The sequence below is a fragment of the Neoasaia chiangmaiensis genome (genome assembly GCF_002005465.1).
Lineage (GTDB): Bacteria > Pseudomonadota > Alphaproteobacteria > Acetobacterales > Acetobacteraceae > Neoasaia > Neoasaia chiangmaiensis.
On record NZ_CP014691.1, the window covers coordinates 1,654,937 to 1,671,416 of the forward strand.

Genomic DNA, 16,480 nt, shown 5'->3' on the forward strand with positions numbered 1-16,480 from the left:
CTGGTCCGTATCAGAAATCGGCGCTGATCGTGCCGAAGAACTGTCGCGGCGCCCCCATCAGGAACGTCTGCGGGCTGCCGGTAAAGGAATTGCCGAGTTCGCCGGTGGTCGCGACATAGGTCTTGTTGAAAAGGTTGTAGATATTGAAGCTCGCCGTCACGTTCTTCAACACCGACAGCTTCCCGAAACGATAGCGCGCCCCGACATTGGCCAGGAAATAGCCCGGCACCTTCGCATCATCCGTATAGGTTATGAAGCGACGCGACAGGTAATTGCCATCGATATGCATGGTCCAGTCGCGCCACTCATAGGCGATGCTGCCTTTGTACATCAGCGTCGGATAATTGGGGATCAGCTTGCCCTTCGTCGGCTCCAGACCGGAGGATGTCTGCACGTTCTGATCGTAGGTCGAATGGGCATAGGAGATGGAGTTGTAGATCGACAGCCCATTCAGCGGCCGCAGCGTCACGCTGCCCTCCACGCCGTTCGTCGTCACGCCCCCCACATTCTGCACCGCCGTCGTCGGCGCGACGATCGGCCCGGTCGAGACCAGCTGCAACCGGTTGGAGAAGTTCATCCGGTAGGCGGAGAGCAGACCGCTCACCAGCGGCGTGGTGTAGCGATAGCCGCCCTCATAGACCCAGTCCGTCTCGGGCTTGAGCGTGCGCGCGGTGGCGGTGAACGCCTTCTGGTTCGCCGTCCAGGGCGTTGCGGAAACATTGGTACCGTAGCCGTCCTCCGGGAAGGCGCGCATGTTGTGCGACACGTCGAAAAACAGTTCCTGATGCGGCAGGAACCGCCAGTTCGCCGAAACCTGCGGCAGGAATGCATTCGAGGCCGTCAGCCGTCCCTGCGCCACCTCATTGCCGCCGTTCAACGCCGGAACCTGATTGATGACCTGATTGCCGGATCGCACCACCATGGAACGGAAACCCGCATTCACCTTCAGGTCCGGCGTGATGCGATAGGTGTCCTGAACGTGGAACTGGAACGTGCTGGTCTGCCACTTCTCCGCCCACGGATTGCTGAAGATATCGGTCGGAAAATGATCGGTCGGATTGCCGAGGGTCCCCTGCCCCAGCAGCGGCGTCGACGAGAAATAACGCCCCTCGGTGAACTGCCCGAACTCGTACCAGACACCCATGTTGAACGTATTGGCGCCATAACGATGCGTCAGCGCCGACAACGCGCCGCCGCGCAGGATACCCGGATTCTGCGTCCGCACCGATAGCGGCGAACCGTTGGGCGACGGCGTATAGGGCGTCGTCCACGTGCTGTAGCCACTGTCGCCATGACCGTAGAGCGTGGTCTTCCAGTTCAGATGCTCGTTGAGATTCTCATCCAGCGTCACGTCGCCGAGGAAATCCTGCCGGTTGGCCGTCCCGGCATAATAGGCCGCATCCAGCGGATCGCCCGTCTTCGCGATCTGCGGGCGGAACTTGCCCTGCGCCGCTTCATACGCCGCCGTGTAGTCCGGGTAGTAGTTCGACAGGTGCGACCCGACGGTATGCAGGTAATCCAGCGACATGTCCTGATAATCGAACTGCTGGATCGAACTCCAGTCGAAGAACGCCTTCAGGCTCGACCCACGCGCCAGCGGCTGCACGAACTTCGCATTGGCCTGATCGGAATAGTTGTACCCGCCGCCCTTCCACAAATTCAGCGATGTCCGCGCATAGGACACGTAAAACCGCGTGCCGGTCGCATTCAGGTCGCCACTGTCCAGCCGCACGAAGGTGCGGAACGTGCTGTTGCTGCCGAAGGTCTGCTCCACCGTGCCGCCACGCTGGTGCGACGGATCGCGCGAATGGAACTGCATCGCCCCGCCCAGATTGCTGGTGGAGGCCACGTCGATCGCCCCCGCCCCCTGGCTGACATCCACGCCGGACACGTTGTCCGTGGAGATCGCCCGCGTGATGCTCAGCCCGTTGTAGTTGTTGAACTGCTGGTCGCCCAACGGCACGTCGTCCAGCGTGAAACCAAGCTGCGACTGGCTGAAACCGCGCATGTAAAGGCTGGACGAGTATTCATAGGCGCCGAACGGATCGGCCGACTGATACATGACACCCGGCAGCCGGTTGAGCACCTTCATCGGCGAGGTGCCCGGCACCGTCTCGGCCAGCATCGTGCGCGTCACCGACGTCATCTGCCGCGTGGAGCCCTGACCATAGACCAGAATCGTCTCCGATCCCGCCGCGGGACGCGCGGCGGCAGCCTGCCGGGCGACCGGGCGTGCGGCAGCACGGCCAGCCGCCCCGCGCCTCACCGGCGTCCCGTCGGCGGATGCGGCCGAACCGTTGCGCCGTTCCGCTGCCGTCGCCTGCTGCGCGAAAGCACCGATGAGCGTCGGAACCATGATCGTGGTCGCGAACAACAATGCCTTTGTCATGACGAAATTCTTTCAAAAAAGATATTGGTTGTCGTAACGCAACATCCGTGATCGCAACCGGCACATGGCGGCCCACCCGGACCGTTCAGACGCTTGGGATAAAAACAGGGATCCGACCGATTCCGGAGCCTTCGACACACTGTCCGGCTCCCATCACGGCACTCCAACGGGCTCGTTCGTCACGCGTTCACATGCCCGCCGAGAATTGTCCGGATTTTCGGGTCCGTATGCCGCGCCGTAATGAATGGCAGCCCCACGCGCGACGCCGTCCAGCCGATGACATGCAATGCCGCCGCCACCGGCTCATGCCGCAAGGCGAGCGCCCAGCTGCGACAGTCGATCGCCGCGATATCCGCATCCCCCGCCGCCACGGCACGGAGGGAACGCCGATGCGAGCCGGTGTCGACACTGCCCGCGAAAAGCGTCATGTCACGTCCCGCCGTGGCAAGGTCATCGCGCAGGGACAGATATCCCGAAAGCGAATGCCCGGCATTGACGGCCAGGACCCGCCCTTCGAAGTCGGCCAACGGCAGCACAGCCCCCCGCGTGGCAGGCACGGCCGCCGCCCGCCCGACGTCCCGTCGCGCCACGACCGCGCTGCGGTATTCCACGCCGCTCCCGCCGGGGATGCCGTCATAGGCATTCTGCCCCACCACCACGACATGCGCCGACAGGCCGAGCGACATCGGCCCCCGGCACGTCTCGCCCAGCAGCAGGCGCGGATGACGCCACAACACGTCCAGATCGAGATCGTCCGGTGGCAACATCGCCGGGTCCGGCGCCAGCAAGGCACCATCGGCTGCGCGAATGCCGCCGGGCACGGGCGGCATGTCCGCGTTCCGCCGCACGAGGTCGCGCGGCGCCGCCACCCCGGCGGCAAGAAGGCGCGCGCGCAAGGCAGCCCAGCGCGCATCCACGCCCTGCCGAACCTCCGGCCAGTCATACATCGGCAACGCCGCGATGAAGGACATCGTCACGCCCCCTCGCGAAGCGGATGGGCCAGAGGCTCCTTGCGCCGCAAGAGATACTGGCGGGCTATCGCGCGATAGCCCCGGAACACATAACCGCCATTGACCGTCGTCCAGTGGCCCCGCTCCGCCCGATAGGCCGCCGGCAGCCGATACCACGGCAACCCCGGCCGCGCGTGATGAACGACATGGAGGTTGTTGTGCAGGAACAGGAACCCCAGCCACGAGCCCTCGACGATCACCGTCCGGCCGCTCGCCTCGCGATGCGACTGATGCTCGCAGAAGGACCGTATGGCGATCAGCGCCATCCCGCCATAAACGGGCCCTGAAACGTACAACCAGAACGGTATGCCGAACACCGTCTGGACAATCACCACCACCGGCACGAGCGACAGCCCATGGATCAGCCATGCCCGACGCACGGCACGATCCCCGGCCACGATACGCCGCAGGTCTCCCAGCGCGAATCGCACGCAGGCAATGCCCGGCCCCAGCAGAATGCGCCCCAGCAACGTGTTGTTCGCCGTCAGAAGCCACCGCTGGAAAACGGGCAGCGTCGCCGCACGGGCCGGATCGAGATAATAACTCTCCGGATCGTCATGCGGGTCGGTCAGCGTGCCATCCCGATGATGCAGCAGATGCGTCTCCCGATAGCGACGGAACGGATAGAAAACGCCGATCGGCAGGCCGACCAGGATTTCGTTCAGCCAGTCCAGCCGCGTGGGATGCCGGTGCGTCGCCTCATGCTGCAACGAGGAATGAAACGCCACCACCAGCGCCAGCAACACACATCCCACGACGCGATAACGCGCACACACAAGCGCACCCGCCGCCAACCAACCGAGATAACACAGGACGATGGCCAGAAAGGTGGGCCATTCGACGGACTGCCATCGTGCGCTTTTCAGAGACATACACCCCAACCGGCAAGAGCCATGACGAGATGCACAGATAAGCGTTGAATATATTATCAACAACGATTATTCGGTTAATTCATGGTGACAATTGTCACTTGTCACTATCCGTTATGGTTGTTTAGTCGCCTCCGATGGACAAGCGCATCGTCGCCCGGCACTTCCGGCAAAAACTGCTTTCGCTCCTGCAAGGCTCGAAAACAACGGCGTCCCGCTTCGCCCAGGATATCGGCGTGGACCGCTCGGCACTTTCCCAGTTGCTGTCCAACGAAACCGCACGCCTGCCACGCGCGGATACGCTCCTGCTGATCGCCCGCCATTTCAATGTCTCGACGGACTGGCTGCTTGGCCTGTCCCCCGATCGCCCGACAGAGAACGCGCCTCCCATCGGTCTCGAAATCGCGGAAAGCGATGCCTATTACGACATCCCCCTCCTCACCCGCTGGCATGCCGCCGCGACCGGCACGAAAATACGCTACGTCCCGCACCGCCTGCCCGACATCCTCCGCACGCCCGCCATCGTGCAATACGAATTGCGGGACAACGGCAACGGCGCCATCCCGAAGGCGGACGACATCGCCCGCAGCCTGGATTTCAACCGCCGCGCCGGCACCGACATGGAAGTCTGCCTCTCGCTACAGGCACTCGACGCACTGGCGAACGGCACGTTCCCCTGGGATGGTCTCTCACCCGGCGCACGGCACGAACAACTCCGCCACATGGCGCGCATGGTCGATGATCTCTACCCGTCCTTCCGCCTGTTCCTGTTCGACGAATGGGCGCTCCATTCGCTGCCCTACACGATCTTCGGCACCCAGCGCGTCGCGATCTACGGCGGCACCCTGTATGTCGTCCTGAAGGAACCCGAGGCCATCGCCCGCATGCAACGGCATTTCGACAGCCTGATCCGCCACGCCCGCATCCAGCCGCCCGACGCCGCCGCCTTCCTGCGCGACCGCGCCGATCGCGCCACACAGGACGAACCGATGGCAACACCGCATCAGGCGGCCAGCGCCCTAGCGCGCGACGCCCGCCATGACTGACGCACGATGGTCGAGATCGGCCCGGCGCGCCGCCTGCCGCGCGGATGTTCCACGCAACCCGATCGCATAGATCACCGCACTGGTCAGACCGACCGCCGCCGCCAGCACCAGCGCCGGAACGAAGGAACCGCTATACTGCGTCAGGATTCCCGTAACGGAAGGCGCCAGCGCCCCGCCGAGCGACCCCCCCATGTTCTGGAAAGCCTCGAACGTCGCCACCGTCCGTGTCGTCGCGAGAACCGGCCCCAGAACCCAGGCGCAGGTCATCGCCAAACCGCCCGCCGCCGTCGCCACGCACATCAACGCCAGCGATCCGCCGGCCCCCGGCCAATAGGCCGCACCGACCGTGGCGAATGCCGCGCACACCATGCCGGCCACGACAGGCAGCCGGCAGGCTTCCAGACGCGAATAACCCCGCCGCCCCAGAAAATCGGTGACGACCCCGCCCATCACACTGCCGACAAACGCCGCAACCTGCGGCAGCGCGGACAGCAGCCCCGCATTCTCCCCGGAGAAATGACGCGCCGTCTGTAAATAAGCCGGCAGCCAGCTGGCATAAAGCCACGTCAGATAAATGACCCCGACGAATCCGGAGAACGAGACCCACGCCGCCGGCTGCCGCACGATCGCGCCCAGCGTCGCCCCCAAGGAAGCGCCGACCGGCGTCGGACGCGCGACCTCCTCCGGCCCGGCAGCCCGCGCGGTCGAGGGGTCGCGATAGATTGCCCACCACGTCAGCCCCAGAACGACGCCCACCAGCCCCAGCGTCACGAACATGCTGCGCCATCCCCAGCCATGCATGATCGTCACCAGAATCGGCGGCGCAATCGCCGGCCCCAGCGACGCGGACGCATTGAACATCCCGATCGCCGTCGCACGGCGCGCGGGCGGATACCACAAGGTCAGGATGCGCGTCCCCGCCAGGAACAGCGGCGTTTCACCCAGCCCGAGAAACAGCCGGCTGACAAACAGCCCCGTCGCCCCGTGCATGAAACCCGACGCGATCTGCGCGGCCGACCAGAACACCAGCCCGCCCCCCAGCAACAACCGACCGCCCAGCCTGTCGGACAGGATCCCGGCCGGCAGCTGGAACAGCAGATACCCCCATGCGAAGGACGACAGCCCCCAGCCCAGCGCGACATAGGAAAGCCCGAGATCGCCCCGGATCGCCATGCCCGCGATCGCCAGCGCCGACCGATCGGCATAGCTGACACACCCGGCGATCATCAGCAGAATCAGCACAAGCCGCGCCATGCCCACCCTCGCACCGTCTGCCGCGCCCGCGTCGCGCCGCCCATCGTCAGGGGCCATCTGCATGCGTCATACCTTTCGGATTCCGGTCCCGGACCATGAGAAGATCATCGTCTTTCAACGATCTTTTGAAGACACACCGCGTTTCCACGGCGCGTCCGGCTGCTATGTATCCAAAACAGGCAGCACCCCCAGCTTGGCGCCATCTCGGTCGTCATAGCGGTCAAGGCTGAAGAAAGGATGAGATTAGTCATGGCTGATGCACGCATGAAAGAGCAAATCTCCCACAAACCCGGCTTCATTGCCGCGCTCGACCAGAGCGGCGGCTCCACGCCGGGCGCGCTCGCCCATTACGGCATCCCTGAAGGCAGCTATCATGGCGACGAGGAGATGTTCAGACTGATGCACGAGATGCGCTCGCGCATCATCACCGCCCCGTCCTTCACCGGCGACAAGGTCATCGCCGCCATCCTGTTCGAACGCACGATGGACGGCACGATCGAAGGCAAGCAGACGCCGAGCTACCTGTGGGAAGATCGCGGCATCGTCCCCTTCCTGAAGATCGACAAGGGCCTTGAGGACGAGAAGCAGGGCGTCCGCCTGATGAAGCCCATCCCGGGCCTCGACACGCTTCTCGCCCGCGCCGCGAAACTCGGCATCTACGGCACGAAGGAACGCTCGGTCGTCAACCTGCCCGACCGCGCGGGCATCGCCGCCATCGTCAAACAGCAATACGAGATCGGCGCCCAGGTCGCGGCCCACGGCCTCGTGCCGATCCTGGAGCCGGAAGTGCTGGTGAAAAGCCCCGACAAGGCCGGCGCGGAAGCCATCCTGCTCGACGAACTGACCAAGGGTCTGGACAGCCTGCCGGGCGACTACCCGATCATGCTCAAGATCACGATCCCCGAGAAGCCGGACCTTTACGCCGGGTTGATGAAGCACCCGCGCATGCAGCGTATCGTGGCCCTGTCCGGCGGTTACCCGCTCGACGTCGCCTGCGAGAAACTCAAGGCCAATCACGGCATGATCGCCAGCTTCTCCCGCGCACTGGTGGACGATCTCCGCGCCTCGATGTCCGACAAGGAATTCGACGACGTGCTCGCCAAAACCATTGCCGAGATCAACGACGCCTCGGTCAACAAACTCGCCAAGGCCGCCTGACGACGCCTGTCCTTCCCGGGAACATGTTTTCCCGGGCAAGGACAGCCATGCCGAAGCCGACTGTCCGAGGCCCTCACACGCCCGGAACGGCGTCCGGCCATCTCGATTTCCAACATGCCGACGCGATCGCACCCGTTCCGCCTCTGGCCCCGGGTGCCTCTCGGCATTTCCACGCCAGGAAGATTCCGCCATTAGCGGTGCATCCGCATCCCGGCCACAGGACAATAAAAAACCCGTTCAGGCATGAGAACCTGAACGGGCAAAGCCAGATACGGCTGTTCCGGCAGGATCAGGCCAACGCACGCACGGCAGGCGTCGCTCCCTCGACCCGATACGGACCGGCCGCGAGGATTTCGATCTGCAACGCGCCGACCGCATCCACCGCGCGGGCCCCGAGATGCAGTTCGGCATCGCCTGTCGTCCAGCGCATCGGCGCATTTTCACGCACGGACCAGCCCGACAGGGCTTCCGACGTCAGATGCGCATCGATGGCGCGCGTCTGGCCGGAATCCCACAACGTAACGGCCCCCACCAGCACGCCGAGCTCGCGACGGTCGTCGACGAAAGGCCCGATCACATCCGACGGACGACCAACGCGCGAGGAGATGCGAACGGCTTCCACACCGGCCGGCAGCATGAACATGACGCTGCGACCCGTCTGGCGCGCCGGACGCAGCACATGGCCGCAAGCCGTGGTCAGATAAAGATCGGCATCGTCCGTGGTCAGCGGCGCCGGCGCCATGTCGTAGCCAAGTGCCTCGGCCCGCGCGGCCAGTGCCGCATGAACCGGCTGCACACGCTCGGCGGCAACGACGAGCGGCGCGGCCGCCTCGTCCCAGCTGCGTGCGCGGCCCAGCCACACCACGTTGCCACCGCTCCTGAAGTTCCTGCGGTTGCCCGTATCGAGATAGGACTCCGTCGTCAGGTTCTCGGAGAAGAGCACCGCATGACGGGACGTCTCGACATGGTGATAGGTGTAATGCGTGATCGAACGATCATAGGCGATCGTCGCACCGTTGACGAGCATGCGGACCGGCACGAACGCATCATCCACGAACACGCAATGCTCGGACGTCACCAGCAGATCGCGCGCCGGCTGGTTCTTGCCGAATGCGTGCCGCGCGATGCGCACCGGATAGGCCGCCTGATCGTCCGGCAGGTTCGGCTGAACGACCGTATCGGCATACCCGCTCCACGTGACATCGAGCACGCTCAGGGCACCGTTTTCCAGAACCTGAACCCTGTCGCCGGCCTCGATGTTCTGGACCGCACGCTCGGAACCGTCCGCCATGCGGATCATCGTCCCGGTCAGGAAGCAGGGCTTGTGGTGATGATGGTGATGATCGTGCCCGGGGCGCCAGCCACCGCACTGGTTCCACCCACCGCCGCTCCAGCCGAAGCCGCCATCGTCCCAGCCCCAACCGGAAGGCAGCCAGTTCCCCGGACCCCAACCGCCGAAACCACAGGACGGTGTCCATACAGGCCCCCATCCGCCCGGTCCGGCACAGCCGAATACGGCAACGAAAGAGAATTCAATACCAAACATGTGGCAGGTTCCTCCCAGTAATGGAGGCGAACTCGGCGGTCGAACGTTCCAACGTTACGAACGCACGTGAAGATCAGCCCCGAATTACACGGAAGAAATCATGCTGCGAGACGATAAAAAAGCAGCATCTTCTTTGATTAACGTATTTGATGTATTTTTAATGGAAAATATCGCTGTACGTCAAAGTAATTCCGAGGTTTTTGTAGAATCCGCACCGTCATTATTTTTGAATTAACGATTGGAATCGGCCTGCGGGTCGTCGCACCTCCGACAGGCCAGACAATTATCGCCAACCGCCGCGTACGCGAGCACGTGCCGTCACCCTTCCGGCTTTCCCGGAAACGTCGCAACACGCCATTAATTCGATGAATGGAGATTCAGCCTGTCAGCGGAATTATTATCGCGCGAACAGGCAATACAGTCAGGAAAACAATACACATGGCAAACCAACCGGCCGTTACCGGCACAACCGGATGCACATGGCATGCCTGCACCACTCTACAGGCGTTCGACGACGTCAGCTTTCGTCCGACGACCCCATGCTCTTGATAAGATCGGCCATCCGCTTGCGAATGCCCTCGTCCGGAATGCGATAATACGCACGCACCAGTTCGATCGTCTCGCGCCGCGTGAACAGCCCGGCCTCGTCCAGCGGTGTCTCCGACCGCCGCGCAGGCGGCCCGCCGAAACTCGATGCGGCCTCGGCAAAGCCCATGGTGCTACGGGAGACGTTCTCCGCCGTGCCAACCTCGCCCGGCGCGCCGTCATAGAAAAACGTAATCGGCACATTCATGACACGCGCCATATCGGACAGGCGGCTCGCGCTCACGCGGTTGGCGCCCCGCTCGTATTTCTGCACCTGCTGGAACGTCAGTCCAAGCGCCTCGCCGAGCTTCTCCTGCGAGAGACCCATCAGATTACGCCGCAAGCGGATACGTTGCCCCAGATAGACATCAAAAGGGCCCGCCCCGGCAGGAGATTTGCCGCTTTCGCTCATGGTTGGGAGAGGCTTTCACGCTGCATCATAAGATCGACTTGATAGAACAACCCAAGATTGTCAACGTTAACCTTTTGGAAGTGATTACAACCGGCGGCGAATCAAGCTCGGCCATGCCAGAACAATGCAGAACAGCCCAAGCAGGAAGGGCGTCGCGCGGCCATGTCTGGAAAAAAACGTCGGCGGCAAGGGTGACGGCACGACAGCCGTCAGGACACCCTCCCGGCCCCACGGCAAACGCGCGGTCAACATGCCCGTTGCATCGTAGATCGCCGTGATGCCCGTGTTCGCATCCTGCACGACAGGCAGCCCCTCCTCCACAGCCCGCATACGCGCCGTTGCGAGATGCTGTCGCGGCCCCGCACTATCCCCGAACCAGGCATCGTTCGTAATGTTCAAAAGCCAGTTCGGCCGCGTTTGTCCCACCACATGGCCGGAGAAGATCACTTCATAGCAGACCATCGGCCCCAGCCCCTCGAAGCCCGGGAAGTTCCACGTCTTCAGGCCCGGCCCCGGCGTCAGCACCCCGGGCACCAGCTTTACCGGCACGAAGCGCGGCGCATATTCGCCGAAAGGCACAAGGGTGGACTTGTCGTAGGCGTCCAGAATCGTCCCGTCAGGGCTCAGGGCGAATGCACTGTTGAAGTAATGGCCCTGACCGTCATCGCGATCCGACCCGACAACGCCGACCGCCCCATCGCCGGCCCGCGCGATCATGCGCCGCGCCAGCTCATCCGCGTTCAGAAAGCCCGGAAAACCCGATTCCGGCCAGACATACACCACCGATCGTCCCGCCGCGTCCGGCAGCGCACGCGCCTGCGCCACGCCCGTCGCCGTCAGGCGCAGATAACGCCGAAAGGCGGAGACGGCATCCGCCTGCGTCAGGATGTCCCCCTCGCTGACATTGCCCTGCGTCAGCGCCACGACCGGATTGCGAACCGGCAACGGCCGGACCGACGCATGCCGCCATGCCCCAAGCCCCAGCCAAAGCCCCGCGCACAGACATACGGCCAACGCCCAGCGCCGCCCCTGCCATACCAGCAGACAAGCCAGCATGATGGCCAGGGTCAGACCGTCCACCCCGATCCACGCCGCCGGCTGGATCAGCCAGTCGCCGATCCGCCCCGGCCATTCCAGCACGCTCCCCGGCGGATTCCATGGAAAACCGGTGAACAGGAAAACACGCCCCATATCGGCCAGCGTCCAGAGACCGGCAAACAGCAGAACCCGCCGCCACCCCGCCGGCGCCAACCGGCAGGCAGCCGCCGGCAATGCCACGAAAGGAGCCAGAATCAACGCACAACCCGGCGCCGCGATGGGAATCGCCCACCAGAAATCATGGACGCGCGTCAAAATCGCGTCGGTCAGCCAGTAAAGCCCCGCCGTATTGAACCCAAGCCCAAACAGGAAGCCGTAGAGCGCAGCATATCGCCACGTCGCGGCATCCTCGGCGCAGCGATAGAGGAACAGCAGCCCCAACGAGAGCAATGGCAAGGCGAAGACCGGCGGAAACCCCGCCGCCGAGACAGCACCCGCCAGCAGCAACGTCAGAGCCAGCCGCCAGCCGCGCCAGGGAAGCACGGCACCGGATGCATTCATGAAAGTGAAATCCGTTGCCCGGCGTCAGTCCAGCGCGTCACGCAGACGACGTTCGTAATGACGGTAATATTTATCGGCCAGCAGCTCGCTCTTGACCAGAACGGCCACGTCCGTCGTGTTGAACTGCTCATCGACGACCGCACCGTCGCCGACATAACCGCCCAACCGCAGATACCCCTTGATGAGCGGCGGCAGTTTGCTCAGGCAACGCCTGTGGTCCAGCGTATGCGGATCGCCCCGCTGCATATCGACATACCGCTCCGGCAATGCGCGGATGCGCAACGCCGGCGGGGCAAGATGATTGTGATACAGATAGGTCAGCTCGTCCGCCAGGGCATTGGGGTCGGTCCCCGACAGGCTCGCGCAGCCAAACAGCACGTCGATCCGGTGAAGGAAGATGTAGGACGCAATCCCGCGCCAGAGAAGCTGCATCGCCGCGCGCCCGCGATAGTTGCGGTCCACGCAGGAACGCCCCACTTCCAGCAGACGCCCTGGAAATTCCGTCAGCACGGAAATATCGTATTCCCCGGCCGTGTAATAACGGCCGAGCTTCGCCGCCGCGTCGCTCCGCAACAGGCGATAAGTGCCGACCACACCCGCCGCACCATCGGATACGGCATGGTCGATGACCAGAAGATGATCCGCCGCCTCATCGAAATCGTCGATGTCGCGCTTCAGACGTTCCGTCTGCGCATTCGGCTTCGCGCCCATCTCCTCGAAGAAAACCCGATACCGCAGCGCCTGCGCCGCCTCGCGTTCCTCGTCGGTCGCGGCAATCCGGACACCGAGATTGCCGCCGCGCAGTTCATGGAAACCAGTCCGCTCCAGCGCCAGCGTCGACAGGGAGCTCATGGGCGCGCGGGCGCCCTCAGCCGGCTCGCCGATCGCGCCATCCAGAGCCAACGCACGCAGCAGCTGCGTGCGAGACGGAGCGTTGGTCATGCTTCGTCCTTGTTTCTTGAAAGCGGTTCATCCACGGAATGCCCGGCGGCGGGACGCCGTCCGAACAGCTCCAGCCGATGCGAAACCAGCTCGAATCCAAGCCGCTCGGCCAGCTTCCGGATCAGCGCGACATGCTCCGCATCCTCGAATTCCACGACCTTGCCACTATCGACATCGATCAGATGATAATGATGCCCCGGTTCGCTCGCCTCGTAGCGCGCACGTCCGCCACCGAAATCGCGCCGTTCGAGAATGCCCTTCTCTTCCAGCAGACGCACCGTGCGATACACCGTCGCGATCGAGATGCGCGCATCCAGATGCGAGGCGCGACGATAAAGCTCCTCCACATCGGGATGATCTTCCGCATCCGATAGAACCTGCGCGATGACACGGCGCTGGCCCGTCATCTTCAGGCCACGCTCCATGCACAAACGCCCGATCCGAGATTCCGCGCTCACGCGGCCAGGACGCTTTTCCTCAAGTCTCGCTTCCGATACCATAATTAGCGGCGTAGCCGAAAATCCAACGCGTTGCCAGTAGGTCAATCAACGAACCGGGCAACGGCACGGGATCGCCGGATCACCCCTCGTCGCGCCGCAGGCCCAGACCGATCTTGCGCGCGAGGGAAGAACGATGATTGGCATAGTTCGGCGCCACCATGGGATATTCCGCCGGCAGGTCCCAGCGTTCGCGATATTGCTGGGGCGTCATGTTATAGGCGGTCTTCAGATGGCGCCTGAGCAGTTTCAGCTTCTTACCGTCCTCAAGACAGATGATATAATCTGGAAAAACCGATTTCTTCGGTGAAACAGCCGGCACCGGTTTCTCGACCACCAGCGGGACTTCCGGCTTGTCCACATCTGCCAGGGTCTGCTGCACGGTGCCGATCAGTGATGGCAACGCCTCGCTGGAAACGCTGTTGCTGGAAACGTAGGCACGAATAATATCGGCCGTTAGCTTTTGAACGAGCATAGTTTTATCTGCGGATGTCATGTTACGGTACGGACCCCCAAATCTTATAATATAACTATTTGAATTATCTTGATGGCTCAAGCGATTGTTGCGAGGATTCAGTGGATTTGTGTAGCAATTCAACAACAGAAATCGATATCAGCAACGAAATCTGTCCAATGACGACTGTTTACGTCCGATTGGCGATCGACCGGCTTTCTGCGGGAAACTATTTGTCCATTCTTTTAAAAGGTACGGAACCGCATCGAAATGTCGCCGCCGCCATACGGGCGCTGGGCCACGATATCCTGCGCGATGAAACACTGGACGAGCAGGCCGCCCGTTACCGGCTGCTCGTCCGCAAGTCGGCTGCCAATACCAGCGCGTCGGCACCGTCCGCATAGTAGTTCCGGCGCGTTCCGCAGCATTGAAAGCCAAGTGCCGCATAAAGACCCTGCGCGGCCGGATTGCGATTCGACACTTCCAGGAACAGCCGCGCCACGCCCTGCCACGCCAGCCTCCCGATCGCCGCCTCGAGCAACCGCCATGCCACGCGGCGGCGACGCGCTGCCGGCACGACGGCCAATGTCAGGATTTCCGCTTCATCATGCAGGCGCCTGACCATGACGAAGCCAACCGGCACCCCGGTATCCGATGCCAGCAGCACGTCGGTTCCCGGTGTGTCCAGCAGGGCCTCGATCGCCCCGGCCGACCATATCTCGCCGCCGCTGAACGCCTCGGCATGCAAATCCGCCAGAACAGCGGCATGATGACGACCGACCGATTCGATCCTTGGCGCGGGCATGTCAGCCGACAGGCGCCGGTCGCAAACCCCCTTGCGGCGGCTTGGCCTCGGGCGCGTCGACATAAAGCGGCTGTGCCACGGGGCGCGGATCGCTCATCGCGGCGGCAAGAATCGCGGTGGGCGCGGGATGACGATATGGCAGCACGACGCGCCCAGCCCGTTGATCCTCACCCAGCCAATCGACCGCATCGCCCGCCAATAATCTTCTGCCGGGCGGCAGCACGATCTCCGACGGCGCATACGCCTCGACGCGCCCATCGCCCCAGTCGACGAAACATCGATTCCGACGCGCGACATTGATGCACACGGCATCCGCCGCATCGGGCATCGCCCGGAATGCCGCCCCGAGCGACACCCCTACCGCCGGACAACCGTAACCAGCCGCAAGCCCGGCTGCGAGCGACAGTGACGCGCGCAGCCCCGTGAAGGATCCAGGCCCGACGACGGCCACGATGGCATCCGGTCCCGATGGCCAGTCGGCTTCCCGCAGGATATCGCGTGCCAGAGGCGCGAATCGCTCCGCCGCGCCACGACCCGGAATATGACGTTCGCCAACAATGCGTCCGCCATCCAGCGCCGCCAGGAATCCCGCCGCGTCATCGCCCGCCGCCGCGCCATTCAGGACGAAGACACGGCGCGCCAACCGGTCGGCTAGAGACAAAGGCACGCCTCATCGAAGGCCAGCCGCGGTGCCCTTGCGGATTTTTCCGCCCCTTCAGCGTAACCCAGCGCAACAAGGAAATTGGCGCGCCAGCCCGTGTCGGCCAATAGCCCATCCTCCACGGCAAACGCATCGAAGCCGGACATCGGCGCCACGGCAAGTCCCAGCGCCCGTGCGGCCATCAGCAGATAGCCACCCTGCAACGTGCCATTACGGAATGCCGTCTCCTCGGAAAGCCCGACATCGGCGGCAAACCAGTCCCGCAGTCCAGCTTCCGTGTTCAGGCGCGGCAGATGCTCGAAGAAGAGTGGATCATGGCATACCACCACCACCACCGGCGCGGCATCGCACCGCGCCACGTTCCCGGGCGACAAGGCCGGATGCAGACGACGGCGCGCATCCTCTGTGGTCAGGAACAGGAAACGTGCCGGTGAACAGTTGCCGGATGTCGGTCCGAGTTTCAGCAGATCGTATAATTCGACGAGCGTTTCACGTGAAACGGGGCGCGACGCGAACGCCGTTGCCGTGCGCGCTTCCCGAAACAGACGATCGAGCGCCTCCGGCCCCACCGTCTCGTCCCGCTCGGCGAGTGCCGCGTCCTCCTGCGTCACAAGATGGGACAAGGCTCAGGCCTCGACCTGCTCGACCGCGACAACTTCCGGCACATAATGCCGCAGCATGTTCTCGACACCATGCTTCAGTGTCGCGCGCGAAGACGGACAACCCGCGCAGGCACCCTGCATCGTCAGACGGACAACCCCGTCCCGATAACCGCGGAAGACGATATCGCCGCCATCTCCGGCCACCGCGGGGCGCACGCGGGTATCCAGCAATTCACGAATCTGGCTGACGACCGCCTCATCTTCCGGCGCAATCGCCTCTTCCACTTCTTCGGCGCCATCCCCATCGATCACCGCAGCACCCGAGGTGAAATGGTTCGTCAATACCGACAACACCTGCGGCTTGAGCGTGGACCATTCGGCCTGCGGCAACTTGGTAACCGAGACGAACTCCGCTCCCAGAAACACACCGGCCACGTCATCAAGCTCGAACAACGCCGCCGCCAATGGTGAACGCGACCGCGCGGCGGCGGCATCCGCGAAGTCGGCCGTGCCCCGATGCCCCATCACGTCGCGTCCCGGCAGGAACTTCAATGTGGCGGGATTGGGGGTATCCTCGGTCTCGATGAACATGGCAATTGGTCTCACTGAAGTGACGTTCGACGTCAAACGATCTCTTCTTCCTGACATGAG

Annotated in this window: 17 protein-coding genes; 3 read left to right on the plus strand and 14 right to left on the minus strand. The window is 63.5% G+C overall.

Translation table 11 applies throughout. From position 1 onward, the window contains the following. Positions 1 to 10: 10 nt before the first annotated feature. From A0U93_RS07770 to A0U93_RS07780, 3 genes are all read right to left on the minus strand, one after another. On the minus strand, positions 11 to 2,389 hold the full coding sequence (locus A0U93_RS07770) for a TonB-dependent receptor domain-containing protein (RefSeq protein WP_077806836.1): 2,379 nt from the start codon (positions 2,387 to 2,389) through the stop codon (positions 11 to 13). Positions 2,390 to 2,568: 179 nt separating this feature from the next. Then, positions 2,569 to 3,360 carry a PhnD/SsuA/transferrin family substrate-binding protein gene (locus tag A0U93_RS07775; RefSeq protein WP_174807233.1) on the minus strand — a complete coding sequence of 264 codons (792 nt, stop codon included), beginning with the start codon at positions 3,358 to 3,360 and terminating at the stop codon, positions 2,569 to 2,571. A gap of 2 nt (positions 3,361 to 3,362) precedes the next feature. Beyond that, a complete protein-coding gene (locus A0U93_RS07780) occupies positions 3,363 to 4,271 on the minus strand; it encodes a fatty acid desaturase (protein ID WP_077806837.1) in 909 nt (302 codons plus the stop codon). Positions 4,272 to 4,405: 134 nt separating this feature from the next. Between A0U93_RS07780 and A0U93_RS07785 the strand changes: the two genes are divergently transcribed. Continuing rightward, entirely contained in the window at positions 4,406 to 5,314 is a 909-nt protein-coding gene (locus tag A0U93_RS07785; RefSeq protein ID WP_077806838.1) for a helix-turn-helix domain-containing protein, read from the plus strand. On the opposite strand, the gene A0U93_RS07790 is transcribed toward A0U93_RS07785, so the two are convergent. Then, complete coding sequence (locus A0U93_RS07790) at positions 5,288 to 6,631, minus strand: MFS transporter (RefSeq protein WP_077806839.1); 1,344 nt, start codon at positions 6,629 to 6,631, stop codon at positions 5,288 to 5,290. The two genes, A0U93_RS07785 and A0U93_RS07790, sit on opposite strands and share 27 nt — an antisense overlap. 186 nt (positions 6,632 to 6,817) lie before the next feature. Between A0U93_RS07790 and A0U93_RS07795 the strand changes: the two genes are divergently transcribed. Further along, positions 6,818 to 7,726, plus strand: a complete 909-nt coding sequence (locus A0U93_RS07795) for a fructose bisphosphate aldolase (RefSeq protein ID WP_077806840.1) — start codon at positions 6,818 to 6,820, stop codon at positions 7,724 to 7,726. 289 nt (positions 7,727 to 8,015) lie between these two features. On the opposite strand, the gene A0U93_RS07800 is transcribed toward A0U93_RS07795, so the two are convergent. The 6 genes from A0U93_RS07800 to A0U93_RS07825 all read right to left on the minus strand — a co-directional run bounded on the left by A0U93_RS07800 (position 8,016) and on the right by A0U93_RS07825 (position 13,803). After that, entirely contained in the window at positions 8,016 to 9,272 is a 1,257-nt protein-coding gene (locus A0U93_RS07800; RefSeq protein ID WP_077806841.1) for a Hint domain-containing protein, read from the minus strand. A gap of 517 nt (positions 9,273 to 9,789) precedes the next feature. After that, positions 9,790 to 10,269: a helix-turn-helix domain-containing protein gene (locus A0U93_RS07805; protein ID WP_077806842.1), complete on the minus strand. Its 480-nt coding sequence runs from the start codon at positions 10,267 to 10,269 to the stop codon at positions 9,790 to 9,792. Between the two features lie 84 nt (positions 10,270 to 10,353). Continuing rightward, the gene (gene lnt, locus A0U93_RS07810) at positions 10,354 to 11,868 is read right to left on the minus strand and encodes an apolipoprotein N-acyltransferase (protein ID WP_077806843.1); all 1,515 of its coding nucleotides are present in this window, start codon (positions 11,866 to 11,868) and stop codon (positions 10,354 to 10,356) included. Between the two features lie 24 nt (positions 11,869 to 11,892). Next, entirely contained in the window at positions 11,893 to 12,720 is an 828-nt protein-coding gene (locus A0U93_RS07815) for a GNAT family N-acetyltransferase (protein WP_077808416.1), read from the minus strand. An 86-nt stretch (positions 12,721 to 12,806) separates the two neighbouring features. Continuing rightward, on the minus strand, positions 12,807 to 13,310 hold the full coding sequence (locus A0U93_RS07820) for a Fur family transcriptional regulator (RefSeq protein WP_077806844.1): 504 nt from the start codon (positions 13,308 to 13,310) through the stop codon (positions 12,807 to 12,809). A gap of 79 nt (positions 13,311 to 13,389) precedes the next feature. Further along, on the minus strand, positions 13,390 to 13,803 hold the full coding sequence (locus A0U93_RS07825) for a MucR family transcriptional regulator (protein WP_077806845.1): 414 nt from the start codon (positions 13,801 to 13,803) through the stop codon (positions 13,390 to 13,392). A gap of 137 nt (positions 13,804 to 13,940) precedes the next feature. Between A0U93_RS07825 and A0U93_RS07830 the strand changes: the two genes are divergently transcribed. After that, positions 13,941 to 14,165, plus strand: a complete 225-nt coding sequence (locus A0U93_RS07830; RefSeq protein ID WP_077806847.1) for a hypothetical protein — start codon at positions 13,941 to 13,943, stop codon at positions 14,163 to 14,165. Here A0U93_RS07830 and A0U93_RS07835 read toward each other — a convergent pair. The 4 genes from A0U93_RS07835 to A0U93_RS07850 are packed head-to-tail and all read right to left on the minus strand — an operon-like array spanning position 14,105 to position 16,420. Then, positions 14,105 to 14,566 (minus strand): GNAT family N-acetyltransferase, encoded by a 462-nt coding sequence (locus A0U93_RS07835; protein ID WP_077806848.1) that lies wholly within the window; start codon positions 14,564 to 14,566, stop codon positions 14,105 to 14,107. The genes A0U93_RS07830 and A0U93_RS07835 overlap by 61 nt on opposite strands. 1 nt (position 14,567) lies before the next feature. After that, the gene (gene tsaB, locus A0U93_RS07840) at positions 14,568 to 15,233 is read right to left on the minus strand and encodes a tRNA (adenosine(37)-N6)-threonylcarbamoyltransferase complex dimerization subunit type 1 TsaB (protein ID WP_245825156.1); all 666 of its coding nucleotides are present in this window, start codon (positions 15,231 to 15,233) and stop codon (positions 14,568 to 14,570) included. After that, positions 15,218 to 15,796 (minus strand): malonic semialdehyde reductase, encoded by a 579-nt coding sequence (locus A0U93_RS07845; protein WP_077808417.1) that lies wholly within the window; start codon positions 15,794 to 15,796, stop codon positions 15,218 to 15,220. The genes tsaB and A0U93_RS07845 overlap by 16 nt, the downstream gene beginning before the upstream one ends. A gap of 57 nt (positions 15,797 to 15,853) precedes the next feature. Further along, on the minus strand, positions 15,854 to 16,420 hold the full coding sequence (locus A0U93_RS07850) for a NifU family protein (RefSeq protein WP_077806850.1): 567 nt from the start codon (positions 16,418 to 16,420) through the stop codon (positions 15,854 to 15,856). Positions 16,421 to 16,480: the final 60 nt, after the last annotated feature.